The 26,437-nt window shown below is 63.7% G+C and carries 23 protein-coding genes; 10 read left to right on the forward strand and 13 right to left on the reverse strand.

Translation table 11 applies throughout. The features are described from left to right. Window positions 1–124: 124 nt before the first annotated feature. From ACQR1X_RS02705 to ACQR1X_RS02720, 4 genes are all read right to left on the reverse strand, one after another. The gene (locus tag ACQR1X_RS02705) at window positions 125–949 is read right to left on the reverse strand and encodes a DsbA family protein (RefSeq protein ID WP_434898272.1); all 825 of its coding nucleotides are present in this window, start codon (window positions 947–949) and stop codon (window positions 125–127) included. A gap of 93 nt (window positions 950–1,042) precedes the next feature. Further along, on the reverse strand, window positions 1,043–3,517 hold the full coding sequence (locus tag ACQR1X_RS02710; RefSeq protein ID WP_434898273.1) for a hypothetical protein: 2,475 nt from the start codon (window positions 3,515–3,517) through the stop codon (window positions 1,043–1,045). A 59-nt stretch (window positions 3,518–3,576) separates the two neighbouring features. Continuing rightward, on the reverse strand, window positions 3,577–4,746 hold the full coding sequence (locus tag ACQR1X_RS02715; protein WP_434898274.1) for a hypothetical protein: 1,170 nt from the start codon (window positions 4,744–4,746) through the stop codon (window positions 3,577–3,579). Between the two features lie 119 nt (window positions 4,747–4,865). Further along, window positions 4,866–6,050, reverse strand: coding sequence for a hypothetical protein (locus ACQR1X_RS02720; protein WP_316218425.1), 1,185 nt, complete (start codon window positions 6,048–6,050; stop codon window positions 4,866–4,868). 212 nt (window positions 6,051–6,262) lie between these two features. Between ACQR1X_RS02720 and ACQR1X_RS02725 the strand changes: the two genes are divergently transcribed. Further along, window positions 6,263–6,631 carry a CapA family protein gene (locus ACQR1X_RS02725; RefSeq protein ID WP_434893087.1) on the forward strand — a complete coding sequence of 123 codons (369 nt, stop codon included), beginning with the start codon at window positions 6,263–6,265 and terminating at the stop codon, window positions 6,629–6,631. A 721-nt stretch (window positions 6,632–7,352) separates the two neighbouring features. Here the strand turns inward: ACQR1X_RS02725 and ACQR1X_RS02730 are convergent. From ACQR1X_RS02730 to ACQR1X_RS02760, 7 genes are all read right to left on the reverse strand, one after another. Further along, on the reverse strand, window positions 7,353–7,823 hold the full coding sequence (locus ACQR1X_RS02730; protein ID WP_434894152.1) for a universal stress protein: 471 nt from the start codon (window positions 7,821–7,823) through the stop codon (window positions 7,353–7,355). A gap of 210 nt (window positions 7,824–8,033) precedes the next feature. Then, window positions 8,034–9,140 (reverse strand): ABC transporter ATP-binding protein, encoded by a 1,107-nt coding sequence (locus ACQR1X_RS02735; protein ID WP_434884441.1) that lies wholly within the window; start codon window positions 9,138–9,140, stop codon window positions 8,034–8,036. Window positions 9,141–9,142: 2 nt separating this feature from the next. Continuing rightward, window positions 9,143–10,036 carry a carbohydrate ABC transporter permease gene (locus ACQR1X_RS02740; protein WP_316238333.1) on the reverse strand — a complete coding sequence of 298 codons (894 nt, stop codon included), beginning with the start codon at window positions 10,034–10,036 and terminating at the stop codon, window positions 9,143–9,145. Beyond that, entirely contained in the window at window positions 10,033–10,929 is an 897-nt protein-coding gene (locus ACQR1X_RS02745; RefSeq protein ID WP_434895967.1) for a carbohydrate ABC transporter permease, read from the reverse strand. Before ACQR1X_RS02745 ends, ACQR1X_RS02740 begins: the two co-directional genes overlap by 4 nt. Window positions 10,930–10,984: 55 nt before the next feature. Then, entirely contained in the window at window positions 10,985–12,244 is a 1,260-nt protein-coding gene (locus tag ACQR1X_RS02750) for an ABC transporter substrate-binding protein (protein WP_315802388.1), read from the reverse strand. A 461-nt stretch (window positions 12,245–12,705) separates the two neighbouring features. Next, window positions 12,706–12,954 carry a hypothetical protein gene (locus tag ACQR1X_RS02755; RefSeq protein WP_315802389.1) on the reverse strand — a complete coding sequence of 83 codons (249 nt, stop codon included), beginning with the start codon at window positions 12,952–12,954 and terminating at the stop codon, window positions 12,706–12,708. A gap of 400 nt (window positions 12,955–13,354) precedes the next feature. Beyond that, window positions 13,355–13,951, reverse strand: a complete 597-nt coding sequence (locus ACQR1X_RS02760) for a helix-turn-helix domain-containing protein (RefSeq protein ID WP_434847604.1) — start codon at window positions 13,949–13,951, stop codon at window positions 13,355–13,357. Window positions 13,952–14,155: 204 nt separating this feature from the next. Here ACQR1X_RS02760 and ACQR1X_RS02765 point away from each other — a divergent pair, with 204 nt between their 5' ends. From ACQR1X_RS02765 to ACQR1X_RS02795, 7 genes are all read left to right on the forward strand, one after another. Then, on the forward strand, window positions 14,156–15,388 hold the full coding sequence (locus ACQR1X_RS02765; protein WP_315802391.1) for a dienelactone hydrolase family protein: 1,233 nt from the start codon (window positions 14,156–14,158) through the stop codon (window positions 15,386–15,388). Window positions 15,389–15,466: 78 nt separating this feature from the next. Further along, a complete protein-coding gene (locus ACQR1X_RS02770) occupies window positions 15,467–17,008 on the forward strand; it encodes an ABC transporter substrate-binding protein (protein ID WP_434898275.1) in 1,542 nt (513 codons plus the stop codon). Between the two features lie 14 nt (window positions 17,009–17,022). After that, on the forward strand, window positions 17,023–18,030 hold the full coding sequence (locus ACQR1X_RS02775) for an ABC transporter permease (RefSeq protein WP_316178414.1): 1,008 nt from the start codon (window positions 17,023–17,025) through the stop codon (window positions 18,028–18,030). Then, complete coding sequence (locus ACQR1X_RS02780) at window positions 18,023–18,913, forward strand: ABC transporter permease (RefSeq protein WP_315802394.1); 891 nt, start codon at window positions 18,023–18,025, stop codon at window positions 18,911–18,913. Before ACQR1X_RS02775 ends, ACQR1X_RS02780 begins: the two co-directional genes overlap by 8 nt. Beyond that, window positions 18,910–19,785, forward strand: a complete 876-nt coding sequence (locus ACQR1X_RS02785) for an ABC transporter ATP-binding protein (protein ID WP_434847601.1) — start codon at window positions 18,910–18,912, stop codon at window positions 19,783–19,785. Before ACQR1X_RS02780 ends, ACQR1X_RS02785 begins: the two co-directional genes overlap by 4 nt. Continuing rightward, window positions 19,782–20,642: an ATP-binding cassette domain-containing protein gene (locus ACQR1X_RS02790; protein WP_434898276.1), complete on the forward strand. Its 861-nt coding sequence runs from the start codon at window positions 19,782–19,784 to the stop codon at window positions 20,640–20,642. The genes ACQR1X_RS02785 and ACQR1X_RS02790 overlap by 4 nt, the downstream gene beginning before the upstream one ends. Further along, on the forward strand, window positions 20,639–21,355 hold the full coding sequence (locus ACQR1X_RS02795) for an SDR family oxidoreductase (RefSeq protein ID WP_315802397.1): 717 nt from the start codon (window positions 20,639–20,641) through the stop codon (window positions 21,353–21,355). The genes ACQR1X_RS02790 and ACQR1X_RS02795 overlap by 4 nt, the downstream gene beginning before the upstream one ends. Before the next feature lie 796 nt (window positions 21,356–22,151). Here ACQR1X_RS02795 and ACQR1X_RS02800 read toward each other — a convergent pair. Further along, window positions 22,152–23,066, reverse strand: coding sequence for an MBL fold metallo-hydrolase (locus ACQR1X_RS02800; protein ID WP_316218434.1), 915 nt, complete (start codon window positions 23,064–23,066; stop codon window positions 22,152–22,154). A gap of 349 nt (window positions 23,067–23,415) precedes the next feature. Here ACQR1X_RS02800 and ACQR1X_RS02805 point away from each other — a divergent pair, with 349 nt between their 5' ends. Further along, window positions 23,416–23,910 (forward strand): MarR family winged helix-turn-helix transcriptional regulator, encoded by a 495-nt coding sequence (locus ACQR1X_RS02805; RefSeq protein ID WP_434898277.1) that lies wholly within the window; start codon window positions 23,416–23,418, stop codon window positions 23,908–23,910. A gap of 107 nt (window positions 23,911–24,017) precedes the next feature. On the opposite strand, the gene ACQR1X_RS02810 is transcribed toward ACQR1X_RS02805, so the two are convergent. Further along, window positions 24,018–24,302: a hypothetical protein gene (locus ACQR1X_RS02810; protein ID WP_434898278.1), complete on the reverse strand. Its 285-nt coding sequence runs from the start codon at window positions 24,300–24,302 to the stop codon at window positions 24,018–24,020. Between the two features lie 227 nt (window positions 24,303–24,529). On the opposite strand from ACQR1X_RS02810, the gene ACQR1X_RS02815 reads away from it, so the two are divergent. Beyond that, window positions 24,530–26,047, forward strand: a complete 1,518-nt coding sequence (locus ACQR1X_RS02815; RefSeq protein ID WP_434898279.1) for a Do family serine endopeptidase — start codon at window positions 24,530–24,532, stop codon at window positions 26,045–26,047. The last annotated feature ends 390 nt before the right edge of the window (window positions 26,048–26,437 follow it).

Genomic DNA, 26,437 nt, shown 5'->3' on the forward strand with positions numbered 1-26,437 from the left:
GTCCATGTCGCAACCAGCGTCGCCACCATGACCGACGCATTGCGTCAGGTGCGTCTGTTCCTGTGCGGGGACGTCACCGGAACGCACTTGGCGGAGCTGGTGCCAAGCCTCGGCCGCTCGCGCGCTATGGTTCCTTCACAGCCGAGAGGTGTGCCTTCAGCCCTGCGGCCCCGACCGCCCCGGGGACTATGCTGTCGCCGACGACATAACCCGGCGTGCCATTGATGCCGAGCGCCGAGGCAAGGCGCGTGTTCTGCTGCAGGGCCTCGTTCACCTCGACGCTCGCCGCATCCTTCTCGATCTCGCCTGCGTTGAAGCCGAGATCTGCGGCCACCTCAAGCGCCGCGGCACGATCGACCCTTCCCTTCTTCGCCAGCAGGCGGCGATGAAACTCCAGGGATTCCCCGGCACTGGGATGATGCATCTGCAGCGCGATCGCGACCTTCGCGGCTTCGACGGAGTCCGGCCCGAGAATCGGAAGCTCTTTGAGCACGATGCGCACGTTCGGTTCGTCGGCGATCAGCGTAAGGGTGTCGCCGAGCGCCTTGCGGCAATAGCCGCAGTTGAAGTCGTAAAATTCGACCACCGTCCTGGTGCCGTCAGCGGCGCCGAGTGTCGTCTGCAACGGCGCGTTGTACAGCGCCTTGGCGTTGTCACTGATCGCCTGCTTGACGCTGGCCGCCGCAGCCGCGGGCGCGGTCTGGGCGACAGCGTTGCGCTTGGCAATCAGCGCCATCAGGGCAGTGCGCACCGCCTCCGGGTGATCAGCCAGGTATTTCTCGATTGCCGGCCCCAGGGCTTCCGGGTGCGCGGCGAGATATTGCTGGATCGCCTGGTCGATGTCCGCGCGCTGCCACTCAGCCTGGGCTGTCCTGGGTACGGCGATCGCCGCGGCAACGAGCGTGACTGCTGCGATGGCACGAATACGAATGCGCGAGAGCTTCGGCATGTCAGTTACTCCAATCATCCCTCAGTTCCTTCCACTCATGTTCTTCACCACGACAAGCGAGCACTGCATCATCATCGGCACCACACAAAGCTCCTAGCGACCTCTCTCGAGCGGCGGTGGTGCAGTCCAGCGAGGCGCAAGCGGCGCAATGCGACCACGTGCGGCCGGCCAGCAGCGCTTGCCGAGTGGCCCGGGAACCATGCCGGGCGGGCAGGTGATCGGGCCTGTATTAGACGGCGCGCGCTTGTCTGGAACCTTGGGTATCGAGGGACGTCGCGGTGACGGCCCGGGCACGACAGGCACAGGCGAGGGTTTTCGCGCCACGCAAACGCCCTCGTCGTCGCGAACTTTGCCCGCGGCGCAGGGCTCTTGCGGAACGGACTTCTTCTGGGCTGGCGCAACACATCGCGAGCGATCCTTCGGATTGACGGCGGCCGGACAGCACTCGCCGCTCGTCGTCAGGTTTGCGGTCGCGCAGCACTTGCCCGCCGCGGTCGGGACGTAGCCTGCGGCACAGCAAAGCGAGATCTTGGGAATCTTGAACGTTGGCTGGCACTGTGTCCCGTCGGCGCTCGGCGTCTGTCCGATCGGACAGCAAACCCCTTTCGAAGTCGCCTGGCTTTTCAGGCAGCATTTGCCCGCGATCTTCACATAGCCGGGCGAACAGCAATCCGGGCACTTTCCGTTTGGGATTTTCGGAATGGAGGGCTCGCAAACGCCATTCACGAGAGCGCTCAGGCAGCAAGCCTGAACGCCACCCGGACCGGAATAGATGTGATCGTTGTTGCAGCACTCCTGCTTGGGGCCGATCGCCGTCTGGGTGACCCCGCACATCGGTTTGGCAATGTCAGTCGATGGAATCGAGCCGCTCGAACAGGCACCGCCGGGTCCGAGGTCGGCAGGTGAACAGCACCTGCCGCCCAGGAGGATTTCAGGCGGCGCGCAGTTCGACGCGCAAGCGCCCTTGCTCCACACCTGATTGATCGGACAGACCGGGAAACCCGGGGGACCGCACACATGCGTCTGACAGGCGCGGAAACTCGGCGGTGGCAGCGGCACGCCGGCCGGGAGCGGGCCCGGGAGCAGCTCCGCCGGCTGCTCCGCGCAGATCCGCAGGATAGCAATGTCTCCCAGATGCCCCCGGGCCGACAGATCGGGCGGCGCATCGGCATAATCGATGAAATAGCTCATCCGCGGCGGCGCATCGCCACGACGGATGCGCCAAGCTGGATTTCCCTGCAGGCCGTCGATTGCGAGCATGTCTGTATGACCAAGCTCTGCGGAGAGCTTGGGGTCGGTCGTGTAGCGCAACTGTTCTCCGGTGATCCAGACGAAGCCGCCGCAGGAGCGGGGATTGATGTTGCCGCGCTCATCGTAGCTGTAGCCGATGGCGACGCCGCCATTGTCGTTGCGGAAGGTCTCGGGGAAGCCCACCGCATATTCGTCCGGCACGGCCTGCCAGATCGGCTGTTGGGCCTCGGTGACGCCGATCACGGTATAGCGCAGCGCGCGACCGATCGATGGCGCCGACAGCGCCTCGAAATCCTGCGCGCCAGTCGGCGCCGGCCGCTCGGCAAGATACATCCGCCCTGCATCATCGAAGGTGATGCGCGAGATTTCAGTCGGGCCGGCCGCGGGTGGCACTGCGACCTCGATCCTGATGTCCGAGCCGAACGAACCATCCGGCTTGAGGCCGACCGACCAGATGCGCAGTCCGTCGGCGACAGCGTAATAGAGACGACGATCGCGTATCGCGAGACCGAACACGCGCCGTGCCGTCGCGGCATAGCCCCAGGTCTCGGGGCGGGCGCTATCAAACTGTGGGCTCGCGAGATCAATGCCGGCCCCGCCAGCAGCGGGCATCGGCGCAAGCCCGACGGCGGCCGTGCCGGCGGTGCCGTGATCGTAGACGCCGAGATCCGCGCCGTTCGGGTCGAGGCGATGGATCAGGCCGGTCTCGCGGTCGGCGACGAACAGCGACTTCGTGGCAGAATCATACGCGAGCGCGCCGAGCGCTGCGCCCGAGTTCGCCTTTCCCTCAGTGAGGACGTTCGCAAATAGCTTCACCTCGCCGGTAAGGCCGTTGATCTTCCAGATCGACCCAGGGCCTCCTCCGGGGCCCCATTGTGCCGGCATGAAGACTGCACCGGTCCTCCCGGATCTGATGTGCTGCGGCTTGCCATCCGATCCGGGTGCGACGATGGGCAGCCCATAGGCCGATGTCGCCGCGACATAGATGTTGGGGGGCGACTGGTCGTCCAGCGCAACACCGAACACCTGTCCGATCCACTTCGCGCTCACCGTGAACGGCTTCGGAGCGCCGACCACCTGTGCTTCCGGCGGCCCGCCCATGCGGCTGAGATCAACGACGCGCAGCGACGGTCCGTCTGGATTAATGAAGGAGTTCAGATCGGGGTCCTGGCCAGGCTCGATCTCGAACGGACGCAGACCGCCGGAGAAGCCGGTGACGACCGCCTGGCCCGGCGCGTAGATGCTCCGGGGGGCCTGAGCCGATGCCGTGCTGACGAGCGCGAGTGCCAAGCTCGACACGATGACGATGCGCCGCATCGCACGGGCGGCGATAGCCAACGAGGTATGACGACAATATTCCATGATGTTCTGTCGCCTCATTTCGGGGGCTCAGGTCGCGGAACGCAGGTGCCGCTCTTCGGGTCGGGGATGGTGTCCGGCGGGCAGCATTGCCCGCAGGAGGTCATCTGGGCCGGATTGCAGCAGCTCCCATCGAACGCCATGCCTTGGCTCGGATCGGCGCATGGCGTGATGCAGTCGCCGATGCCGCCGATGCGAACCTGTCCGGTGGGGCACGCCGGCGGCGGACACATGCCGAACGGCGCAAAGCCCAGGTTGGCGGGCTGGTTCGTGTTGTCACACAGACATGACGAGATCCCACTCGGCATCATGGCGCCGGGATGCGTGCCGTCCGGGCACTCGCACGCGAAGGCGTATCGATGATCGCCTGAATCAGGATTGGGGACTTCCTGCCAGTCAGCCTTCATCGGCGACGGGCAGAAGCAATACTGCACTCCTTCGCAACCTGTACCCTCAGCGGAAGGGGGCAACTGCTCGATGAGTGTTCCCTCGGCAGTCGTCGTGCATGCCAATGTCGGCTGCCACGGCTCCATGTAGCTCCCCGTGCTCTGGCAGCTCGGGATGGAGTGGCCGATCGAGCCGGGCGCAACACATGCAGGGTCATGCATTCTGGTGAGGAAGTCCTTGCCTTCACACTTCTTCAGGTCGATGGCAGCGCAATTGGCGAAACGGGGCGGTGGTCGCGTGCAATCGCAAGCGCCGAGACCAATCTCTTCCTGAAGCCAGCACAGCGCGTCCTCCATGCATTGCCCGATGTCCGAGCCAAGGGAACCCGCCCCCTGCTCGGTTGAGCAGGCGCATTGCATGACCTTCGCGGGCGAACCGACGGCGGACAGCACATTGGCGAGCTCCCCGAGCAGGCCCTGTCCAATCTTCGAGCCGCCCGCCGACTGCAGTTGGGCGAGGATCTGGGTGAGGTTTCCCTGTACTTTGCTGCAGAACGAGTTGACCGCGCCTTGCCCCGCAGCGCCGGCGACCTCGGTGAGGACCCCGGTGGCTGCAGCCGCCGCAGCGCACCCAGCTCCGTCCGCACAGGCATCCGCGCAACTCGACAGTCCGCCCACCGTCTGTTTGGCAGCATTGAATATGTCGCCTGGGTTGCAGCCTGCTCGCGCCGGCGACGCTAACAGCAGCATTGCGGCGGCGATCGCTGCGCCGTGGAACCACCAACTTCCTCGAAGTTGCATGACCATCGCCCGCCACTGACTTGGCCCGATAGAGATAACCGAACCTGCGTCCATTGAATTTGAGATGCGTCAATCGATAGACGGCCGATCGTGCCGGCCGTGGCGTCACGACGCCAATCTCATTTCACCGCCTGCTTCGGCACACAGGTGCCGCTGTTCGGGTCAGGTATCGTGCCCACCGGACAACATTGCCCGCAGGACGTCATCTGCGCGGGATTACAGCAACTGCCATCAAACGCCATGCCCTGGGTTGGATCGGAGCACGGTGTCACACACGCACCGGTCAGGCCCATACGCGTCTGTCCCGCGGGGCACGCCGGCGGCGGACACATGCCGAACGGCGCAAAACCCAGGTTCGCCGGCTTACCCGTGTTGTCGCAGAGGCACTGAGACAAGCCGCTCGGTAGGATCGGGCCTGGGTGTGTTTGATGATCCGGATTGTTGGCCTCATATGGACAATCGCAGGCGAATAGCCAGCGATGCACGTCGCTGTTCGGATTGGAGATCTCGTGCCAGGCCGGCACCATCGGCTTGGGACAAAAGCAAGATATGACCGGGTCACAACCCGTATCCTCTTGCGTGGGAGGTAGTTGAACGGCCAGCGTTCCCTCCGCCGACTCAATCCTCTCCACCGTTGGGATATTGTCGCCGTAGCCGCACTTCTGCCACTTGTCATTGCAGTTCGCAATCGAGCTGTAGGGAACGCAGGCGGGGTCCTTCATCTGATCGAAGTGACCTTCCGTCTGGCAATGCTTGACGTCGACCGATCCGCAATAAGCCATCTGAGGCGGTGGCCGCGAGCAGTTGCAGCCGATCCCCAGCCCCCCGCACAACGCATCTTGAATGCACGCGCCGATATCGGCGCCGATCGAATTCGTACTCTGCTCCGTTTCACAGGCGCACTGCACAACCTTGGCAGCTGAGCCCACGGCTGCGAGCTCAGTTGACAAATCGCCGAGCACTTCCTTCGCAATTGCATTGCCGAATATCGTGTTCAGCGCACCGACGATATCCTTTCCCTTCACTTTGGCTTCCGCGCAGAATTGATCGACCAGCCCTTGTCCTTTTCCGGTGTCCGATCCTTCGAGGGCGACCCCCGCAAGAGCTATTTCAAGTGCGACCGCGGCAGCGCAGGATGCGTCATCCTCGCAAACAGACTTGCAGTCCGATGTTGCCTTGAGCGTTCCGCAGAACGCGTTGGCAACGTCCTCGAAGCTGCATCCTGCGCTCGCAGAGGAGCCGAGCAGCGCGACTGCCGCCATGACGGCGACACCTTGGATCCACCAGCCCGTGGGAAATGTCATCGTCGTCGTCCCAGCCCGGATGCCCCCAGCTTAGGCAAAGTCCAATCTATTGAAATTGAGATGCCTCAATCGACGCGGCATGCTCGTCACGTCATCGACGACGGCGCCTTCAGCTTTCCTTGTACGCGTGGCCCCGAAGACAGCGGGGCGAAACCGCCCGTCGCAGCGGACCCGAATTCGACCCTCCAAGATCCTTCGCCTTCGCGCTGACGATGACTGCGACCCGTCCAGCTTCATCTGACGCATCTCGGAAGCTCATTGAGCAGCAGGCCTCGCGGTCGGCCGAGGATTATGTGGTCCTTGCCGAGCAGGCGAGCGGCCACATTTCGCGGCGCAATGCACCATCCTACATCTGGGGCGCCGCCCTGGACGAACTCGCGCGCATGCAGCCGGATGCACGGATCGTCAATCTCGAAACGGCCGTGACCCACAGTAACGACGGGGCTCACAAGGGTATCAACTACCGCATGAGCCCAGAGAACGCGGACTGCCTCATCGCAGCAGGAATCGACCGCTGTGTCCTGGCCAATAACCACGTGCTCGACTGGGGCTACGCCGGCCTGGACAGCGCTGAGCTGTGACAGCGAAGAGATCGTCGAGGCCGTAAGCCGGCGAGGGATGCGTGGTTATGTACGATCGGTGATCGAAGCGCGACGGCAGGTCCCATCGCGCATTGCTACGATAGCCAAGGATCCATCGAGCTATGATCTCGTTGTTGTCGGCACGCCGGTGTGGGCCTGGTCGCTTTCGTCGCCCGTCCGCGCCTTCCTGCTGGCAAGCAGGTCAAGACTTCCTGCGGTGGCGTTCTTTTGCACGCTGGGCGGGGCAGGCAGCGACAGAGCCTTCGGCCAGATGCAGGAACTCGCGGGCAAGCCTCCAGTCGGATGTCTCGCAATCACGGCACGTGAGGTCGCATCGGCTACGTACCAAGCGAAGGTCGTAATGTTTGCGGAGGCCCTGCAGCGCAGTCTGGCCGAGCAGCGTGAAAGAGCGGCGCCAACTGCGGCCTGAATGGCTGCGTGCTGATAGGCAGCCTGCGACATTTCAGCGAAGCGCGCCGAGCAGATCGCCCCGCGATACGGTTGGGCTGCGGCGAGGTGTGTCAACCGGCGTGCAAGATATTGGACGCCGGTGGGCATCGAAAGTGCGCTCGGCAAGGGTGTGAGCGCCGGCCGTCTGCCTTGGCGGGTGTCATCTTGAGACGGTGACCGTCTCGGCGAGATCCTGGGGTGCTTCGGCATTGCCCGGCGCAGCATCCATGAGACGCGAGCAGTCATACCTCGGCCGCAGAAGCGGTCGAGTTCAGGATTCGACGGAGACGATCGGCCGGTCCGGCGGGCGAACGACAAGCACCGGCACGTTGCTGTGTGTCAGTACTTTGTTCGTTTCGCTTCCGAGCATGATGGCGGTGATCCCGCGCCTGCCGTGCGATGCCATGACGATCAGGTCGCATGACCTCGCTTTCGCCATGTCGACTATGGCCAGATAAGGATGATCATGTTCGACATGCACGGCCTCGCAGCCGACGCCAGCGGCCAACGCGACCTCCTTGGCCGCATCGAGATACTTCGTGGCAAGGGCCGCGACCTGCTTCGCGTACTGCGCCGGCGTGTCCGTGACCATTGCCGGCTCGACGGCAAAGGTGTGGAAGGGGGTGGATACGGTCAATATTGTGACCTTGGCGCTAGCCGACTTGGCGAGGGCGATGCCGTACTCAACCGCAGCCTGCGACAACGTCGAGCCGTCCGTCGGGATTAGAATATGTTTATGCATGCGGCATCCTGACTATGAAACCATTGCGGCCTGACCGATGCAGTTCTCGACCACAGCTCCGCGTGCCGCAAAGCGGAGCCGCTAAGGAAAGCGTAGGCACTTGCAGCAACCGTGATGACAGGCTGCTATTGTTTCGATCTTGCAGGCGGGGAGGTTGATTTCCATCAAGCTCCAACACCAAGGCTGGTCCTGGGTCCAGCCGGAGGGGTGTCAGACCCGCTTGCCGGAGTCGGGATCGAACAGCTTCGCCTTGTCCATGTTGACCTCGAAAGAATAGAGGCTGCCGACAGGCGCCTTGTCCTCGGGGTGGACGCGCGCGATCATCTCTACACCGCCCAGATCGAACACGATCATGGTATCGGGTCCGGTCGGTTCGACCACATCGACTGGACGTTGGAACGTGCAGAGCAACCCGCTCGGCTTCTGGGTGCCCTGACGGGTGATGATTTCCGGCCGGAGTCCCAGTTTCAGATGGCGCCCGACATGAGTGCCAATCGAGGCTGACGCTCCCGGCGGAACGGCAAGTCGCACATTGCCGCGCGCGTCTTCCACTTCGAGCCAGATTCCATCACCCTGAACGACGCGTGCCGGCACCAGGTTCATCGCCGGCGAGCCCATGAAACCTGCAACGAACAGATCCGCCGGCTGCTCATAGACGGTTTCCGGCGCGGCGAACTGACGGATCCGCCCATTGTCCATCACGGCGATGCGTGAAGCCAGCGTCATCGCCTCCACCTGATCATGAGTGACATAGATGATGGTCTGCCCGAGCCGGGCGTGCAGCTTCTTGATCTCGGTGCGCATCTCCACCCGCAGCTTGGCATCGAGATTGGACAAAGGCTCGTCGAACAGAAAAACATCGGGCTCGCGCACCAGCGCCCGTCCCATGGCGACGCGCTGGCGCTGTCCGCCGGATAGCTGGCCGGGCTTGCGCTGCAGTAGCTGCTCAATATGCAGCAGTTCGGTCACGCGCGCGAGAGCCTGCTGCTGCTGCACCTCCGGGATTCGCCGCGTCACCATCCCGAACAGGATGTTGTCGCGGACGGTCTTGGTCGGATAGAGCGAATAGGACTGAAACACCATTGCGATGTTTCGATCCTTTGGCGGTACATCATCGACGATCCGGTCGCCGATCCGGACCCGGCCTTCCGACAATGTCTCGAGCCCGGCCACAACGTTGAGCAGGGTCGACTTGCCGCAGCCCGAAGGCCCGACCAGCACGACGAATTCGCCATCGGCGATTTCGAGGTCGATGCCGTCGAGCACCGCAGTTGCGCCGAATTGCTTGTAGACCTTGTCGAGACATACAGAAGCCACGGTCAACCTTTCACGGCACCAGCGGAGAGCCCGCGCAAGAAATAGTTTCCGGCGATGATATAGACGGCCAGCGTGGGCAGAGCAGCGATGATGGCCGCCGCCATGTCGACATTGTATTCCTTGACGCCCGTCGAGGTCGCGACCAGATTGTTCAGCGCAACCGTGACCGGGTTGCTGTCGCCGGCCGTGAAGGCCACTCCAAACAGATAGTCGTTCCAGATCTGGGTGAACTGCCAGATCACGGTCACCACGATGGTCGACGGCGCGAGCGGGAGCACGACCTGGAAGAAGATCCGGAAGAAGCCCGCGCCGTCGATCTTGGCCGCATTCATGATGCCGTCCGAGACGGTGACGAAGAAGTTGCGGAAGAACAGCGTCGTGAACGGAATTCCATAGATCACGTGGACCAGCACCAGTCCGGGAATGGTGCCGGCCAGATCGAGGATGCCGAGGGTACGCGCCATCGGCACCAGAACGACCTGAAAGGGAATAAAGGCGCCGAACAGGATCAACCCGAACAACGTCTCTGAGCCGGGAAACCGCCACTTCGCCAGGGTATAGCCGTTGACGGCGCCAAGCATGGTGGAGAGGCATACCGACGGAACGACCATCAGAACCGAATTCCAGAGATAGGGCTTGAGACCGGCGCAGCGTACCCCGACACAGGCGGATTCCCAGGCTTTCGGCCACGCCTCGAAGGTGACGGCGCGTGGAAGGCTGATCAGCGATCCGGTACGGATCTCCGCGAGCGACTTCAATGATGTCGCCACCATCACCAGCAGTGGCAGCAGGTAGTAGAGAACGAACAGGCCGAGGATCGCGAACAGGACGCCGCGCAGCGCCGTGGTTCGGATACCGGTCGGGCGGACGATGCCGGGTGCGCGCGAGCGGATCATTGGCGGTCCGTCCGCAGCTCGGACCATAGATATGGCACCATGATCGCCACCACGGTCGCCAGCATCATGGTTGCGCTCGCCGCCGCGGTCCCGAGCTCGCTGCGCTGGAATGCGAACGAGTACATGAAGGTCGCAGGCATATCGGTCGCATAGCCTGGCCCGCCGTTCGTCAATGCAATGACGAGGTCGAAGCTCTTGATCGCGAGATGGCTCAGCACGACAAATACTGACAGAAAGATCGGCCGCAGCATCGGCAGCACGAGCTGGATATAGAGGCGGAACGGACCGGCACCATCGACCGCCGCGGCCTTGAGAACATCGTCGTCGATCGAGCGCAGGCCCGCGAGAAATAGCGCCATGGCATAGCCGGAAGATTGCCAGATGCCGGCAATCACGACGGTGTAGATTGCCATGTCCGGATTGACCAGCCAGTCGAAGCGAAAGCTCGTGACGCCGAGCGACTGCACCATCTTTTCCAGTCCGAGACCAGGGTTGAGGATCCATTTCCAGGCGGTGCCGGTGACAATGAACGACAATGCCATCGGGTAGAGATAGATGGTGCGGATCACGCCTTCGACGCGGATGCGCTGGTCGAGCAGGATCGCCAGCATGATGCCGATAACGGTGCAGCCGCCCATGAACAGGGTGGTGAAGATGAACAGGTTGGCGATCGCCACATACCAGCGCGGCGTCGCCCACAGCCGCGCGTATTGGACGAGCCCGGCAAAGCTGTAATCGGGCAGGACGCTGGACCGGGTGAACGAGACGTAGATCGTCCAGGCAATGAACAGATACACGAACACGAACACGGCCGCGCCGGACGGACTTATGACCAGGCGCGGCAGCCAAGTGTCGACACGTCGCAGGAATCGATGGAGCGCTGCGTGGGGCATGGCGATGGTACTGCTCGACGGACATGAGGCGCTGCAGACGGCAGCGCCGTTCGTCTTATGACCTCGCGCGCCTGATCGCCTCCATCAATCGTTTGACAGCGTCCTGCGAGCTCATGTCCGAATTGAAATGGTTGGTCACGACGTCCAGGATCTCGCCGCGTACCGAACGCGACACCGCCATTTCATGCGCCATGCTTGGAACCAGGGTATTCGCCTTGGTGTCCGCAGCCAGATCGTCCATCGATTTCCGCGCGCAGGAATCGAACTTGTCGCGCGGCACGCCGAGCCGTGCGGGGATCGACCCCTTGTTGAGGCTGAACGTCTCTTGGAAACCCTCCGACATGATCAGGCTGGCAAGCACCTTCTGACCCTCCAGCTTGTCGACACCGTTCACCTTGAACATCGCGATGCTGTCCGAATTCAAGATGAAGCCCGGCAGGCCCGGCGCCGGAATGCACAAGAAATCCTGGCCAGCCACTTTTCCGGCCGCCACGAACTCGCCTTTCGCCCAATCTCCCATCAGCTGGAAGCCAGCCTGGCCGTTCATGATGGTGGCCGTGGCGAGGTTCCAGTCGCGGCCGGAGAAATCCGGGCTGACATAGGAACGCAGCTTGCGCATCTGGTCGAACACCTTGATCATCGTGCTGCTGGTGATCGCCTTTTCGTCGAGTTCGACCAGCGCTTTGCGATAGAAATCCGCGCCGCCCAACCCGAGCACGACCGTCTCGAACAAGGTCGCGTCCTGCCACGGCTGGCCACCATGCGCCAGCGGCGTGATCCCCGCGGCTTTGAGCTTGTCCGCTGCGGCGTTGAACTCGTCCCAGGTTGTCGGCGGCAAGACGCCCGCTTTGGCAAGCACCGCCGGGTTGGCCCAGATCCAGTTGACCCGATGGATGTTGACGGGGGCGGCCACGTATTTGCCGTCGAACTTCATGATCGACGCAAGCACCGGCGGCAGCAGCTCGTCCCACTTTTCCGCCCGAGCGACCGCATCGATATCGGTGAGTACGCCCTGGCGCGCCCATTCCTGGATATTCGGTCCTTTGAGTTGGACCGCGCTCGGCGGATTGCCGGCAACAACGCGCGCTCGCAAGGCGGTCATGGCGGCGTCGCCACCCCCGCCAGCGACTGGAGAATCGATCCATTTGCCGCCTTGGGCTTCGAAGGCGCTCTTCAGCGTGGCGATCGCCTTGGCTTCGCCACCGGATGTCCACCAGTGCAGCACCTCGACGGTGCCGCCGGCCTGGCAGACGCTGGGGAAGGCGAGGACGCCAAGCAACATGCCTAGTGCTGCAGTATGACCGCCGAGCCGCATGGGAAGTCTCCTCATCCTTCTCGCTAAGTTTTGGTCCCGATTAACCTGAAGTTGTAAAAAGCTGACATGTCCATCGCCAAGAGCGTTGACCTGCGTCAACAATGTCGACGGTCGCTTGAGAGCTGGTAGATCGGCAGCAACTCGACAAGGTCCAAGCCCTGGCTGTCGCGCTGGGTGTTGAGCCTTCCGATCTGCTGAAGCCGCCTCTCTAAAAGAGGACGTTTGGAAAGATAGCTGGCGAACCGGCACGGTCAGCAACAGCGATCCTGCAATATCGGATCACCGGCACGTTGCACCTCGGCGTTCGGGCGTCCGTCAGCGCGGAAGCATAGCGTTCAAGGCGAAACTCAGAAGAGCCGGACGATCTCGGGGCCAAGATCGTCGTCTGGTTGCGCTTCGCTTGCCGGCAGTTGGAGAGTCGTGCGCGGACGGGCAGGGGCTACGTCCCATGCTGGTGGCATTCACCTTCGGCGGGCTATCGAAGCGCCCAGAAGGAACGCGAACAGCAGAGAAGCAAGCGGGGCCCGGCGGGCGGCGTTGCTTAGGACGCTGAGCGGCATGCCTGGCTTGCGCCCGGACTCCACGGCGCTGCGCACCTGCTTCGCAGCCTGCTTTACGAGACCAGCGAAGGAGCCAAAGGCGGTCTTCTTGTCCTCGGCAGGATAGAGCCCTTCATAGATGAACGGCGGGAGCGATGGATCGTCTCTCATGGTCGTTTTCTCGTTTTGCGGGATGCGCTTGTTTGCCTGTTGGCATCAATGGCGCGGAATTAGAGATGGTTCCGCGCCTCCCCCTTGGGCGCGGTTGTGATCCTGAGGCCGTGGCTTTGGCGGGTCGTCCTAGCCCAGCCCAACCATTGGACGGTGCGGGCGCCGCTAAAATTTCCCATTTGAGATCAAGGCGCCTCAATAGAAGGAGGGTGCGCAAGCCATTGATCTTATTTCGGGTCTTTCGCCCCTGTCGTGCCCCACACGACCGGAGGCTGCGGGCAAAGGCCTGTTCTCTCTCCGTCCATCTAGCCTCCAGAGATGGGGCGCTCAAATGAACGGCCTCAGCGCGTCCACAGTCGCGACATAGCGGTCCAAGGTCGAAATATTGCGCTGAGGCGGGTCAGGACTGGTGCCGCCTCGTGATCGCGATGCGCGTCGCCTGGCCGTACAGCCCCGCCATCTGGTCAAGCTGAGCCGCTGTCGCGGCGCAGCCGTCGATCCAGCCGGGTAGGCCGTCGAACATCGGCGGCAGGGTTGCCGCGCGCAAGGCCGCATAATCCTCGGTGACGGCGCGGCCGCGTGTCGTGGCGCGGTAGCGTGTCTCCTTGCGTGAGGAACGGCCTTCGGTCTCGATCAGCCCGGCGCGGACCAGCTTGCGCGTCGCATATTGCAGATTAGGCACATCGACGCGGTTGAGCAGTTGGCCAACCTCGGCGAGCCGCTTCGGCTCGTCGCCCATGCGTACGACATTGAGGACGGCGACATCGTCGCCGGTCAGCGGCACCTCGCAAACGGCGGCGAGGCAGGACGCCTTCCAGCGATAATAGGACTGGGCCAGCCGCTCCAGCGCGAATTCGAAGTCGGACAGCCGTCGCTCGGTGTCACTGCGCGCAAGATGCCACGCTCCCTTCGCGTCGCCTTTGCTGCCGCTCTCGGCCTCATCGCGAGCCGCCTCTGACCGTGACCGCGCCGTGCCGCCCGCCACCCTCGCCTTCACCGCCACGGTCCTGCGCCTCGCCCCAGCGCTCGTCGTCCTCTTCAATAGCCCGTCTCCCGATGACGCTCCGCACAATGCGTGTGCAGCGCATGCTCAATCTCTGCTGTTTACATCCAACATTTTTACATTAAAAATTCAATGAAGAAAACACATCAGGCGCGGCGTCACCGTGGACGTCGGCCGGCAGAACCGGGGAGCACGACAGTGGCTGGTCAGTGGATCGACATCGCCGCCGCCGATGGCGGCACGTTCAAGGGCTATCTCGCGGTGCCCGCGTCAGGCTCCGGTCCCGGTATCGTGCTCCTGCAGGAGATCTTCGGCGTCAACGCCTCGATGCGCGCGGTCGCCGACTATTATGCTGAGGAAGGGTATGTGGTCCTGGCGCCGGACCTGTTCTGGCGCTTCGAGCCGGGCATCGAGCTCGGCTATGGTGAGGCGGATTTCGGTAAAGCCTTCGGCTACTACCAGCGCTTCGACGTCAATCTCGCGATCAAGGACACGGCCGACGCGCTGAAGGTGCTGCGCGCGCGTCCCGAGTGCAGGGGCAAGGTCGGCGCGCTCGGCTTCTGCCTCGGCGGCAAGCTCGCTTATCTCACCGCCGCCCGCACCGACGTCGATTGCGCCGTCTCCTATTATGGCGTTGGCATCGAGGCCGATATCGCCGAGGCCAAGAACATCAAGGGCCCGATCGTCTTCCACTTCGCCGAGCTCGACAAGTTCGCGCCCGCCGAGGCGCGCGAGGCGGTCAAGGCCGGCTTTGCCGGCCGCGACGATGCCGAGTTCTATCTCTATCCAGGCTGCGACCACGCCTTCGCCGCGCCGGAGCGCGCCAGCTTCGACAAGCCGGCGACCCTGATGGCGCATTCGCGCTCGATCGCGCTGTTCCGGAAAGTGCTCGGCCCGCACTACGATCTGTCGTCGCTGTGGGACCGTCACACCGAGCTCGAATTCGCCACCCGCTCGGCGGAGGCGACGATGGGCACGATGGTCGCCGAGCCCTACGTCAACCACATCCCGACCATGACCGGCGGCGTCGGCTACAAGGATCTCTTGAGGTTCTACGCCAACCATTTCATTCCGAAGACGCCGGCGGACACCAAGCTGGTGCCGATCTCGCGCACCATCGGCGCCGACCGCGTCGTCGACGAGATGCTGTTCTGCTTCACCCACGACATCGAGATCGACTGGATGCTGCCCGGCATCCCGCCGACCGGCAAATATGTCGAGATTCCGCTGGTTGCGATCGTCCGCTTCCGCGGCGACAAGCTCTACAACGAGCACATCTACTGGGATCAGGCCTCGGTGCTGGTGCAGATCGGCCTGCTCGATCCGGCGAAGCTCCCGGTCGCCGGCATCGAGACGGCGAAGAAGCTGGTCGACGAATCCTTGCCCTCGAACACGCTGATGAAGCGCTGGGCCGAGAGCGCGCCGAACTGATCAATTCGTCCGGCGGCGTCGGCAGGGACGTCGCTTCTCTTCGCTCATCGTCCTTCGTCCATGCGGAGTTGCATCACCATGCGTGACCATCAGATCTCTCGTCGTACGATGTTGCAGCTCGCAGGCGCAGCTGCGTTGCCACTCGCCACCGGCCTGCCGCTGCGCCCCGCCAGTGCCGCGCCGGGCACGCTGACCATCGCCTACAACGTCAACCTGCCGTCGTTCGATCCGACCGTCGGCGTCTCGGCGGTCAATCCGACCATCCAGTCGATCTACCAGGCCATCTTCGATCCCTATATCGGCCAGGCCGCCGATCTCTCGTTCAAGCCGGGCCTCTTGACGAAGTGGGGCTGGAACGAGGACCGCACCAAGGTCACGATGGAGCTGCGCTCCGACGCGACCTGGCATGACGGCTCCAAGGTGACGCCGGAGGACGTGGTGTGGTCGCTGACCCGCGCCGCCGATCCGAAGGGCGGCAACCCGATCCAGTTCGTCTGGTCGAAGATCAACAACTTCAAGATCGACGGCCAGACCATCACGGCCGACGTGGTAGAGTTCGAGCCGGTGCTGTTCAAATGGATGGCGTTCCTCACCGGCTACGTGCTGCCCAAGGCCTATTACGAGAAGGTCGGCGCGGAGGGCTTTGAGAAGGCGCCGATCGGCTCCGGCCCGTACAAGGTCGATGCCTTCGAGCGCAACGCGTTCCTGCGGCTGAAGGCGCATCCCGGCTATTGGGGGCCGAAGCCGGCGTTCGAGACCGTCGTCTTCAAGTTCGTCACCGATCCGACCAGCCGCGTCGCCGAGATCGAGTCCGGTGGCTCCGACATCACCTTCGAGATTCCCTATGAAGAGTTCGACCGCCTCAAGGCCAAGCCGAATTTGGCAGGCCTGACGCAGCCGATCTCCGACATCGGAATGATCTTCCTCACCGACATCGATCCGATGCTCGACCGCAACATCAGGCTCGCCGCCAACCACGCCATCGACAAGAAGGCGATCGTCGAAAAGCTGCTGCGCGGCTATGGCGTGCCGATCGATACCTTGGAAGCTCCGGGCTACGCCGCCTTCGATCCCTCGATCAAGGTCGCCTATGATCCGGAGCTCGCGAAGAGCCTGCTCGCCAAGAGCGGCTACTCGGCCGCCAAGCCGGTCAAGTTCACCATCCAGACCACGCGCGGCTTCAAGCCGAAGGACTACGAAATGGTCCAGGCGATCGCCGGCATGTGGCGCAAGGTCGGCATCGAGGCCAACATCGAGGTCTACGAGATCGCGCAGCATTTCGAGCTGCGCGCCCGCCACGCGCTGGCGCCGGCGGCGTTCTACAATTGGGGCAACGCGATCGGCGATCCCACGACCTCGACCGGCTTTGCGATGTTCGGCCCGTCGCCACATTCAGCCTGGAAGGGCAAGGACCTGATCGAGCGCATCGGGCCCTTGTGGGGCGAGAAGGACGAGGCCAAGCGCATCGCCGGCTGGAAAGCGGTCGACAAATACATCGCCGAGGAGGGTGAGGTGATTCCGCTGCTGCAATACGTCCAGCCGATCGTGCACAAGAAGGGCCTCAAGGTGGTGCCGCAGGCCAACGGCATGATCCTGCCGCAGCTCGTGACCCAGGGCTGAGACGGAGTCGGGCGATGCGCTGGAGCGCCATTCTCAAGCGCCTCGCTCTGATCCCGCCGACCCTGCTCGGCGTCGGCGCCATCGTGTTCGTGCTGCTGCGCGTGGTGCCCGGCGATCCCATCGCGATGATGATCCCGCCCGGCGCCTCGCCGGCCGACATTGCGCGGCTGCGCGCGCTCTACGGCCTCGATCAGCCGCTGCTGTCGCAGTTCATCACCTGGCTTGGCCAAGTCGCGTCGGGCGATTTCGGCCGCTCGATCAGCCTGCGCCAGCAGGTGTTCGAATTGGTCAGCGCGCGGCTGCCGGCGACCCTTGAGCTCGCAGCGCTCTCGGTGATCATGGCGCTCGTGATGGGCGGAGCCGTGGCGCTGGTCGGCAGCCTCACGCGCGGCACCCGCGCCGAATGGCTGCTCGACACCGCCAACGGCTTCTTTCTCGCCATTCCTGATTTCCTGTGGGCCCTGATCCTGCTGCTCGGCTTCGGCGTGCTGCTGCCGCTGCTGCCGATTTCCGGCCGGCTCGATCCGCAGCTTGCCGTGGCCTTCCGCACCCACTTCTATCTGATCGAGAGCCTGCTCACCCTGCGCCTCGACGTCGCCGCCGATCTCTTGCGCCATATGTTGCTGCCGTCGCTGGCGCTCGCGCTGCCCTTCGCCGCGCTGGTCGCGCGTCTCCTCAAGGCGCAGCTCGCAGAGGCCGAGGACCAGGACTACGCCCAGATCGCCCGCACCCGCGGATTTTCGCGCACCACGATCCTGCAGCGCGAGGTGTTCCCCAACGCGCTGATCCCGACGGTCGCGCTCTCAGGCGTGCAGGTCACCCTGCTGCTCGGCGGCACCGTGCTGGTCGAGCGCATCTTCTCCTACGAGGGCATCGGCAACATGGCGATCGATGCCGTCATCAACCGCGACTTCCCGCTGATCCAGGGGCTGATCCTGACCTTCGCCGTCCTGTTCATCGCTCTCAATCTCGCCGTCGACCTGCTGGTGGCGCTGCTCGATCCGAGGCTGCGCCATGGTTGACTTGGTTCTTTCTGGCCCGATCACGGCCCAGCCGTCGCGCTGGCGCAGCGCTCTCTCACGCGGCGGCGCGCGGCTGTGGATCGGCGGCGGCCTTGTCGCGCTGCTGCTGCTCATCGCGCTGTTCGCCCCGGTCATCGCGCCGCATGATCCGGCCGAGCAGGATCTGATGTCGGCGCAGCTGCCGCCGGCCTTCATGCGCGGCGGCGAGGCGGCGTTTCCGTTGGGCACCGACAGCCTCGGCCGCTGCGTGCTGTCGCGCCTGATATATTCCGCGCGTACTGCGGTCTCCGTCGCGCTGATCGCCTCGCTGCTCGCTGCGGTCATCGGCATCGCACTCGGCCTGATTGCCGGCGCCTTCGGCGGCTGGATCGATCAGCTGGTGTCGCGGCTGATCGACGTCTGGATGGCGTTCCCGCCGGTGCTGCTGTCGATCGTGCTCGCCGCCGTCATCGGCGCCGGCCTCACCTCGGTCATTGCTGCGATCGTGGTCGTCGACTGGACCCGCTTCGCCCGCATCACCAGAGCCGAAACGCAGGCCCAGCTTGCGCGCGACTACGCCGCCGCGGCCCGGGTGCTCGGCCTCACCCGCGCGCAGGCGCTGCGGCTCGAGATCCTGCCCAACCTCGTGCCGCTGATCGTCACGTTGCTGGCGGTCGAGATGGGCATAGCTATCCTGGTCGAGGTCATCCTGTCCTTCGTCGGCATCTCCGTCACCGGCGACACCGCGAGCTGGGGCGGCATGATCACCGAGGGACGGCAGATCGTCTACCAGGCGCCCTGGATCATGGCGCTGCCGATCGGCGCCGTCATCGTCAGCGTGATCGGCTTCAACCTGCTCGGCGACGGCCTGCGCGCCGCGCTCGATCCGGTGCAGCGCCGATGAGTGCCGTGCTCGACATCGACAATCTCCACGTCGCGATCGGCGCCGCCAATGTGCTGCGCGGCGTCTCCTTGCGCGTCGAGGCCGGCGAGGTCCGCGGGCTCGTCGGCGAATCCGGTGCCGGCAAGTCGATGGTCGGCCGCACCATCTTCGGCCTGCTGCCGGCGAAGGCCGCCATCACGGCCGGCCGCGTGAGCTTCGAGGGGCGCGACCTCCTGGCGATGCCGGACAAGCAGCGCCGCGACCTGCTGGGACGGCGCATCGCGCTGATCCCGCAGGATCCGATGACGTCGCTCAACCCGGTCCGGCGTATCGGCGCGCAGATATGCGCGGTGTTGCAGCTGCATCTGAAGCTGTCGAAGCGTGCCGCGCGCGATCGCGCCGCCGAGCTGCTGAGCGAGGTCGCGATCCGCGATCCCGCTGGCGTCCTCGCACTCTATCCGCACGAGCTCTCCGGCGGCATGCGCCAGCGCGTGCTGATCGCGATGGCCTTCGCCTGCGATCCGTCGCTGGTCATCGCCGACGAGCCGACCACCGCGCTCGACGTCACCGTGCAGCGCCAGGTGCTGCAGCTGGTCGAGCGGATGCGCCAGCGCCACGGCGCGGCGATCCTGTTCGTCACCCACGATCTCGGCGTCGTCGCAAAAATCTGCCGCAGCATGACCGTGCTGCATGCCGGCCGCGTGCTCGAGGATGGATTGACGTCGGACGTGCTGGTGAAGCCGCATCATGCCTACACGCGCGCGCTGCTGGCGGCGACGCCGCGCGCCGACCGTCCGGCGGACAGCTTGAGGCCGGTGCCACCGGCGCTGATCGAAAGCCTGTGGGCGGAGGCGCACCGGCTCGATCAGCTCGCGGCGAGGAGGCCGGCATGAGCGAGATCCTGCTGCGCACCGGCCAGCTCGGCTTCGCCTATCCGGCGCGGTCGACTTCGCTGTTCGGCAAGCCTGTGATGCGTGACGTCATCAAGTCGGTCGATCTCGCCGTTCCGCGCGGCGCGGTGCTCGGCCTCGTCGGCGAATCCGGTTCGGGCAAGACCACACTGGGCCGGCTGCTGGTGCGGCTGCTGGAGCCGACTTCTGGCGGCCTCCAGTTCGACGGCGTCGAGATCAGCCGTCTGTCCGAAGCCGCGCTGCGCCCCTTGCGCGCGCGCATCCAGATGATCTTCCAGGATCCGCAATCCTCGCTCAATCCGCGCCTGCCGCTCGCGGTCACCTTGACGCGCCAGCTCGAGGTCTATGGACAGTTGAAAGGCCGGCGCGATCGCCGCGACCGCGCCGCCGCGCTGCTCGATCTCGTCGGCCTGCCGACAGCCTTCGTCGACCGTTATCCGCACGAGCTCTCCGGCGGCCAGCGCCAGCGCGCCGGCATCGCACGCGCGCTGGCGCTGCAGCCGGACTTCATCGTCGCCGACGAGATCGTCTCCGGGCTCGACGTCTCGACCCAGGCGCACATCCTGATGCTGTTGAAGGAGCTGCGCGCCAGGCTCGGGCTGACCGTGGTCTTCATCAGCCATGATCTCTCAGTGATCCGCGTGCTCTGCGACGAGGTCGCCATTCTCAAGGGCGGCGAGGTGGTCGAGCACGGCCCGGTCGGCCGCATCTTCTCCCATCCGCAACACGCCTATACGCGCCAGCTCCTGGCCGCCATTCCGCTCCCCGATGTCGAGCCGGGCTGGCTCGACGACACCTCGCCCCGTGAGCAACCCCAGCAGCAGGGATCAGCCGCATGAGTGCTTCGATCAAGGACTCCGTCGTCGTCATCACCGGCGCCACCGGCGCCATCGCGAAGGCGCTCATCGCCGAACTGCTCGCCCGCGGCGCTGCGAAGATCTATGCCGCCGCCCGCGACGTCTCCGCGCTCACGGCGTCCGACAGGGTCGTGCCGTTGAAGCTCGACGTTACCAGCGATGGGGACGCGGCAGCCGCCGCCGCACAGGCTTCCGACGCGACGCTGCTGATCAACAATGCCGGCGTCAATCACAACACTGCGTTCATGCTCGCGCCCGATCTCGCCATCGCCACGGAGGAGATCGAGATCAACTACCTCGCGCCGTTGCGGCTGACGCGCGCCTTCGCGCCGGTGCTGATCAAGAACCAGGGGGCCGTGCTCAACATCCTGACCATCCTGGCGCGGGTGAACCTGCCGCTGATGGGCTCCTATTGCGCCTCGAAGGCCGCGGCGCTGAGCCTCACGCAAGGACTGCGCGGCGAACTGACGCCGAAGGGCGTCCACGTCGCCGGCGCGCTGCCCGGTGCCGTCGACACGCGCATGACGGCCGGCCTGCCGATCCCGAAGATGACGCCGGCCGAGGCCGCCAAGGAAATTCTCGACGGCTACGAGACCGGCGAGGAGGACATCTATGTCGGCGACATGGCCAAGGGCATCGCCGCCGGCCTCGCGCAGGATCACAAGGCGGTGGAAAAGCAATTGGCGTCGGGCTAGCACGAACGCCCTGATAAAAGTCGCACCCGGAGCAGCGACGCGAGAAGGTCGACGCGGCAGAGCGCGCGAGGCCTGGAACCGAGATTTCTGCCGCGACGAGGCGTCAGTTCTTCCGATCCCGAAAACTATAGGTGACAGGCCCCAGCGCGGGCCCAGGAGATTGAGACGACTGGCATTGGCTTCCCGAGGCACCGGTTTCCTTTGAAGCCTGCCAGGCGTACGTAAAGGCCAGGGAGCGGCCCGAGAGCGTGGCCGAAGTGCGACAGTCTGCCGTTACTCGCTTCTCCGAAGACGGCCGGCCCCTAGGCAGGTTGCAGGAACTGGGTGACGTCCGCCATTTGTTGGGGAACGCGCCTTTTGCCAAGCTCGAAAAGGTCATCGTAGCGCAGCGCGGAAGGAACGCTGCCCTATGGGAGCAGATCGAACCAAGGCGTCGTGAACGAGGGCGGCTGCTTGAGGCCCGGTATAGACCAGGCGTTGCCCGCCTAAGGTCAGATTGATTGAAGCCCCTGGCTCACCCGCCGAGCTTGTCACCCCAAAAATGGAGGTGCGGCATGCCCCGGAAGTCAAATACGCCTAGTGAGGCCCGTAACGAGTTCGTGCAGCTCGCGCTTGTCCCGAACGCCAACATTCAGAGCCTTTGTCGGCGGGGATCACCGTTCAATGAGAATACGCGCAGCGGGCGATAACACGCGCCTTTGCCCACGGGACATGAGCGCGGCGCTCGCATCTGAGTTTCAGAGGGAGGATAGTTCCCCAAGCAATTTCACAGTCAGATCGTCACCAAGTGTGGTTATCAGCGCTGGCCATCGCCCATCAACGGCTTCATGGGCTCCCCATCTGGACTATAGGACGACACGCCGTCTCCGACGGAAAAGGACATCAGGTCGTGTCCGATGACTAATGGACCCTGGTACGTCGCGCGGGTGCGCCGAAGCAGCGCCTCCTCGGGCACATCCTGCACCGGCTTCACCGTCGCGAATACGACATGCGAATAGACCGCCAGCTTCGGCTTTGCGAGCGAGAAGATCCGCCCGGCTTCCTCTGGTGAAGTGTGATGGGCTTCGATAGCACGATAAGAGGGATAATCCTTCACGAGATCAGGTTCGATGATTGCGACCTCGTGAACCAGCAGATCGGCGCCTTTCGCGGCGTTCACGATTCGCTCGTCATATTTGGTGTCACCCGATAGAACGACTTTCTTGCCGCCGTACTCGATCACGTAGCCGAAGGCTGGCTTGATCTTCTCACCGTGGTTGACCTCAATCGCCGTGACCTTCACGCCGCCCTTCTCATAGACGAGTCCGGGCTGAATGTCGTGCGCATTAAATGCCACGCCTTCCGGCGGCAGATGTTCGTCATCCTCGCGAATGCGAATATCCTCCGAGAACGCCTTGGTCAGGTTTTGCGTCATTGCGACGGTTCCGGCCGGCCCGAAGATCACCATCGGTGATTTTCGTGAGGCCCAGGGCGTTCCGATCCAGCCGCTGAGCCACATATCAGGCAAGCCGACAATATGGTCGGAGTGGAGATGCGTGATGAAATGAGCGGTGATGGCGCCGAGCGGAATTCGCTTCTGGAAGAGGCGAATGGTCGAGCCCCGCCCCATATCAAACAGCAATTTCTCGGGTCCGGCCTCGACGAGTGTTGACGCACTGAAGCTTCCGATCCGTGGAGTCGGTGTGCCGGTTCCGAGCAAAGTCACCTTCATCTCATCTGCCGCGGAGGGATTTCCCCACAGCAGAACACAGGCCGCAATTGTCGAAGCAACTAGTCTCATTATGCCAGTTTCGATTGCTTGCATCTGAACACCGGGCATTTTCGAGGTTGCTGATAGCAGGGCTGCCTGTGGCCGTCGCCGCCTTGATCGGCTTGGTCCATTCAGGGACGCGGCTCGATCGTTGATGTGTGTCTTTCGGCTCAGCGTCAATGGTCGACAAACGTTTGACCAAATCAAATGTGTTTTGCGATGCACAATGCTGCTGTTGGAGATTGTCAAACGACGGTATGTTTCGAAAACGTCACCTCATCCGCCATCCTCCACCCTCAGCCGGAACGTCATGAGCAATTTGAAGGATCCGTCAAACATTGACGAGTATCTCGCGTTTCGTATCTACAATCTTGGAAAGCTCGCCGCGCGGGGCGCGGGCATCATGCTACGGCGGGAGTTGGGGATCGGTCGGCGCGACTGGCGCATTCTCGCTTACGTCGCGCAACGTCCCGGCATAAGCCTGAGCGAACTCGCCGAAGTCGCCGACATCGAGCTGGAGCCTGCAAGTAGAGGGGTTGGTAGACTCGTGGGCAGCGGAATCATTGCGAAGACAAGGCTCCCCAAAAATAAGCGACGTTTGGCACTTTCGCTGACGGACACTGGACAGGCCCTGTACGAGCAGGCGCAACGGATAACCAAGGCGTACAATAGAGATTTGGCAGCGTGTCTGAGCGATGAAGACGCACATATGTTGGACATGCTGCTGAGGAGACTCTCGGAACGAGCTGCGGAGCTCACTGATCTGCAGGCAGGCGCTGGCGGCGAAGAAGACATCGTCGAATAGGGTATTCGATGCCGTCATGACCCCCGGCTGCTGCCATTAGTCGAACCGACGCCAGCTGGAGGCGAGTTCAGCGCATGCGGGCAATGTGGGGGGCGCGCCCGAAAACGTCATGAGCTCGGGGAAATTGCGGCGATCGCATCGATGATCATCGTCATTCCGCCGGTATAGTCGTTGGGTTTGTCCGAAAGAGGTTTCAGCAGCATTGGCCGCAGCACGCTTGAGCGAGCAACTGGAACGACGTCGCCAAACTCGCGGCCCAAGTCACTCCAAATGGCACCGGCTATTTGCCTGCGAGCCCGGCGGCCTGAATGATCGGCGCCCACCTCTCGCAGTCTTCCATTTGAATCGCGCCAAGCTGCGGCGGCCGTTGGCGATGTTGCATCTTTGGCCATCGATCGCTCCACTTCACCTGAGAGCCCTTCTATGCCGAACGCCGCAGTCCGCCGGGCGATCGCTGCCGAACAGTTCATCTTTCTGTGCTTCGGCAGCGCATGCCGCCTTACTACGAATTCATCTCGCCGACAGGATGAATTAATTCGTCGGACAGGACGTAGTAATCTGACGAGCGTTACTCCTTCGTGCAACGCCGTGAGGCGCAACATCTTGAAGGAGACAATCCATGTCGGACAGCAATCAGCAACCTCGCCGCAGGATCATGCCCGCGCGGCGCCTGACTCTGCTCGGATCGGCTGCCGTGATCGGTTCGGCGATCGCGCTGTCGGGACCGCTCGGCTATGGCCGCCTGATCGATCAGGCCTGGGCGGCGGCGCCTTCCCAGGGCGAGCAGGGCCCCACTGGCTTCGCCGATCTGGTCGCCAAGGTGAGGCCCGCGGTGATCTCCGTCCGCGTCAGTGTCGACGAAGGTGACGAGACCGACATGCTTGGGCCGAACGGGGAGCCGTTCATGCAGGGAACGCCGTTCGAGAAGTTCTTCCGCCAATACGGATTCGCCGACGGCCCGCAAGGCAAGATGCGTCGCCACCAGTTGATTACGGGAGTTGGCTCCGGATTCTTCATCTCGGCCGACGGCTACGCGGTGACCAACAACCATGTCGTGGACCACGCGAAGTCGGTGCAGGTCACCACCGACGACGGCAAGACCTACACCGCCAAAGTCATTGGGACCGACCCGAAGACCGACGTCGCGCTGATCAAGGTCGAAGGCAAGTCGGACTTCACCTATGTCAACCTGGACAGCAAAACGCCGCGCGTCGGTGACTGGGTCGTGGCGGTCGGCAATCCCTACGGCCTCGGGGGCACCGTCACGGCGGGCATCGTCTCGGCGGAAGGCCGCGAGCTTAGCTCAAGCCCCTATGACAACTACATCCAGATCGACGCGCCGATCAACAAGGGCAATTCGGGCGGTCCCACCTTCGATACCAACGGCAATGTTATCGGCGTCAACACCGCGATCTATTCGCCCACAGGCGGCTCGGTCGGCATCGGCTTCGATATACCTGCGCCGACGGTCAAGATGATCGTTGCCCAGCTTAAGGACAAGGGCGTGGTGACCCGGGGCTGGCTCGGCGTGCAGGTCCAGCCGGTGACCGCAGGCATCGCAGAAGGCCTCGGCATGAAGAACGCCGCGGGCGCGCTGGTCGACGAAGCAAAGCCGGATACGCCGGCGGCGAAAGCCGGGATTGAACCTGGCGACGTCATTACGGCCGTCAACGGTGAAGCCATCAAGGACTCGCGCGCCCTGGCGGGCCGGATTTCGGCGATGGCCCCCGGAAGCTCCGCAAAGCTCGACATCCTTCGCAAGGGTGAGTCCCGGACCATCGCTGTGACGCTTGCGAACATGCCGAACCAGCAGGAGAAGCAGGCCAGTTCCGACGATCACGACAACGGCTCGGCTCGCGGCGTGCCACATCTCGGTCTGTCAGTCGCGCCCGCAGAGGACGTGGCGGGCGCCGGAAACAAGGGTGTCGTGGTCACCGCCGTGGATCCCGACGGCCCGGCGGCGGAGCACGGTATGCAGTCCGGTGATGTGATTCTCGATGTCGGCGGCAGGATCGTCGGCACCGTCGCCGAACTGCGCAATGCATTGTCGGAGGCAAGGTCCGCCGGCAAGCGCGACGTGCTGATGCGGGTCAAGTCCGCCGCCAATACCCATTTTGTTGCGGTCCCGATCGGCTGACGCGCCGATACGGAGCCTGCTGCCGGTGCTCTCCCCATCGCCGGCGGCAGGCCACGCGTTGTGTGCGGGATGAACGACGGACATGCGGCGAGCCCCGTGTCGACCCGACGTCTCGGCGAGGGGCGACTCCGCAGAATCGTTGCGGCGGCCGGCGCGTCCTGTGGCCACATCTGACGCATCCGGTACTGAAACGGCAACCGGATGTCGCGAAGTGCGTTTCACGTCAGGGGGCGACCAACGGTGGGGAGTCAGCACTCATGGGTATGGTCAACAAGGAAACACCAACCGAGCGCCTTCCGGCCCGCGCGAAGACGGATCGACTGCATCCGCACGTTACCGGATCCTGGCCGGACTTCCGGCCTGGCTGGACGTCTCGGTCTGTAGGGCGCA

The organism is Bradyrhizobium sp. HKCCYLRH3073 (genome assembly GCF_051167995.1).
Taxonomy (GTDB): domain Bacteria; phylum Pseudomonadota; class Alphaproteobacteria; order Rhizobiales; family Xanthobacteraceae; genus Bradyrhizobium.

Coding starts and splice junctions, on each gene's coding strand:
- ACQR1X_RS02705 (WP_434898272.1), bottom strand. CDS start 949: ATGCCGAAGCTCTCGCGCATTCGTATTCGTGCCATCGCAGCAGTCACG.
- ACQR1X_RS02795 (WP_315802397.1), top strand. CDS start 20,639: ATGAGTGCTTCGATCAAGGACTCCGTCGTCGTCATCACCGGCGCCACC.
- ACQR1X_RS02815 (WP_434898279.1), top strand. CDS start 24,530: ATGTCGGACAGCAATCAGCAACCTCGCCGCAGGATCATGCCCGCGCGG.
- ACQR1X_RS02770 (WP_434898275.1), top strand. CDS start 15,467: ATGCGTGACCATCAGATCTCTCGTCGTACGATGTTGCAGCTCGCAGGC.
- ACQR1X_RS02730 (WP_434894152.1), bottom strand. CDS start 7,823: ATGCATAAACATATTCTAATCCCGACGGACGGCTCGACGTTGTCGCAG.
- ACQR1X_RS02810 (WP_434898278.1), bottom strand. CDS start 24,302: ATGGCCAAAGATGCAACATCGCCAACGGCCGCCGCAGCTTGGCGCGAT.
- ACQR1X_RS02805 (WP_434898277.1), top strand. CDS start 23,416: ATGAGCAATTTGAAGGATCCGTCAAACATTGACGAGTATCTCGCGTTT.
- ACQR1X_RS02725 (WP_434893087.1), top strand. CDS start 6,263: ATGACTGCGACCCGTCCAGCTTCATCTGACGCATCTCGGAAGCTCATT.
- ACQR1X_RS02720 (WP_316218425.1), bottom strand. CDS start 6,050: ATGACATTTCCCACGGGCTGGTGGATCCAAGGTGTCGCCGTCATGGCG.
- ACQR1X_RS02785 (WP_434847601.1), top strand. CDS start 18,910: ATGAGTGCCGTGCTCGACATCGACAATCTCCACGTCGCGATCGGCGCC.
- ACQR1X_RS02715 (WP_434898274.1), bottom strand. CDS start 4,746: ATGCAACTTCGAGGAAGTTGGTGGTTCCACGGCGCAGCGATCGCCGCC.
- ACQR1X_RS02790 (WP_434898276.1), top strand. CDS start 19,782: ATGAGCGAGATCCTGCTGCGCACCGGCCAGCTCGGCTTCGCCTATCCG.
- ACQR1X_RS02775 (WP_316178414.1), top strand. CDS start 17,023: ATGCGCTGGAGCGCCATTCTCAAGCGCCTCGCTCTGATCCCGCCGACC.
- ACQR1X_RS02740 (WP_316238333.1), bottom strand. CDS start 10,036: ATGATCCGCTCGCGCGCACCCGGCATCGTCCGCCCGACCGGTATCCGA.
- ACQR1X_RS02780 (WP_315802394.1), top strand. CDS start 18,023: ATGGTTGACTTGGTTCTTTCTGGCCCGATCACGGCCCAGCCGTCGCGC.
- ACQR1X_RS02710 (WP_434898273.1), bottom strand. CDS start 3,517: ATGCGGCGCATCGTCATCGTGTCGAGCTTGGCACTCGCGCTCGTCAGC.
- ACQR1X_RS02750 (WP_315802388.1), bottom strand. CDS start 12,244: ATGCGGCTCGGCGGTCATACTGCAGCACTAGGCATGTTGCTTGGCGTC.
- ACQR1X_RS02745 (WP_434895967.1), bottom strand. CDS start 10,929: ATGCCCCACGCAGCGCTCCATCGATTCCTGCGACGTGTCGACACTTGG.
- ACQR1X_RS02755 (WP_315802389.1), bottom strand. CDS start 12,954: ATGAGAGACGATCCATCGCTCCCGCCGTTCATCTATGAAGGGCTCTAT.
- ACQR1X_RS02800 (WP_316218434.1), bottom strand. CDS start 23,066: ATGAAGGTGACTTTGCTCGGAACCGGCACACCGACTCCACGGATCGGA.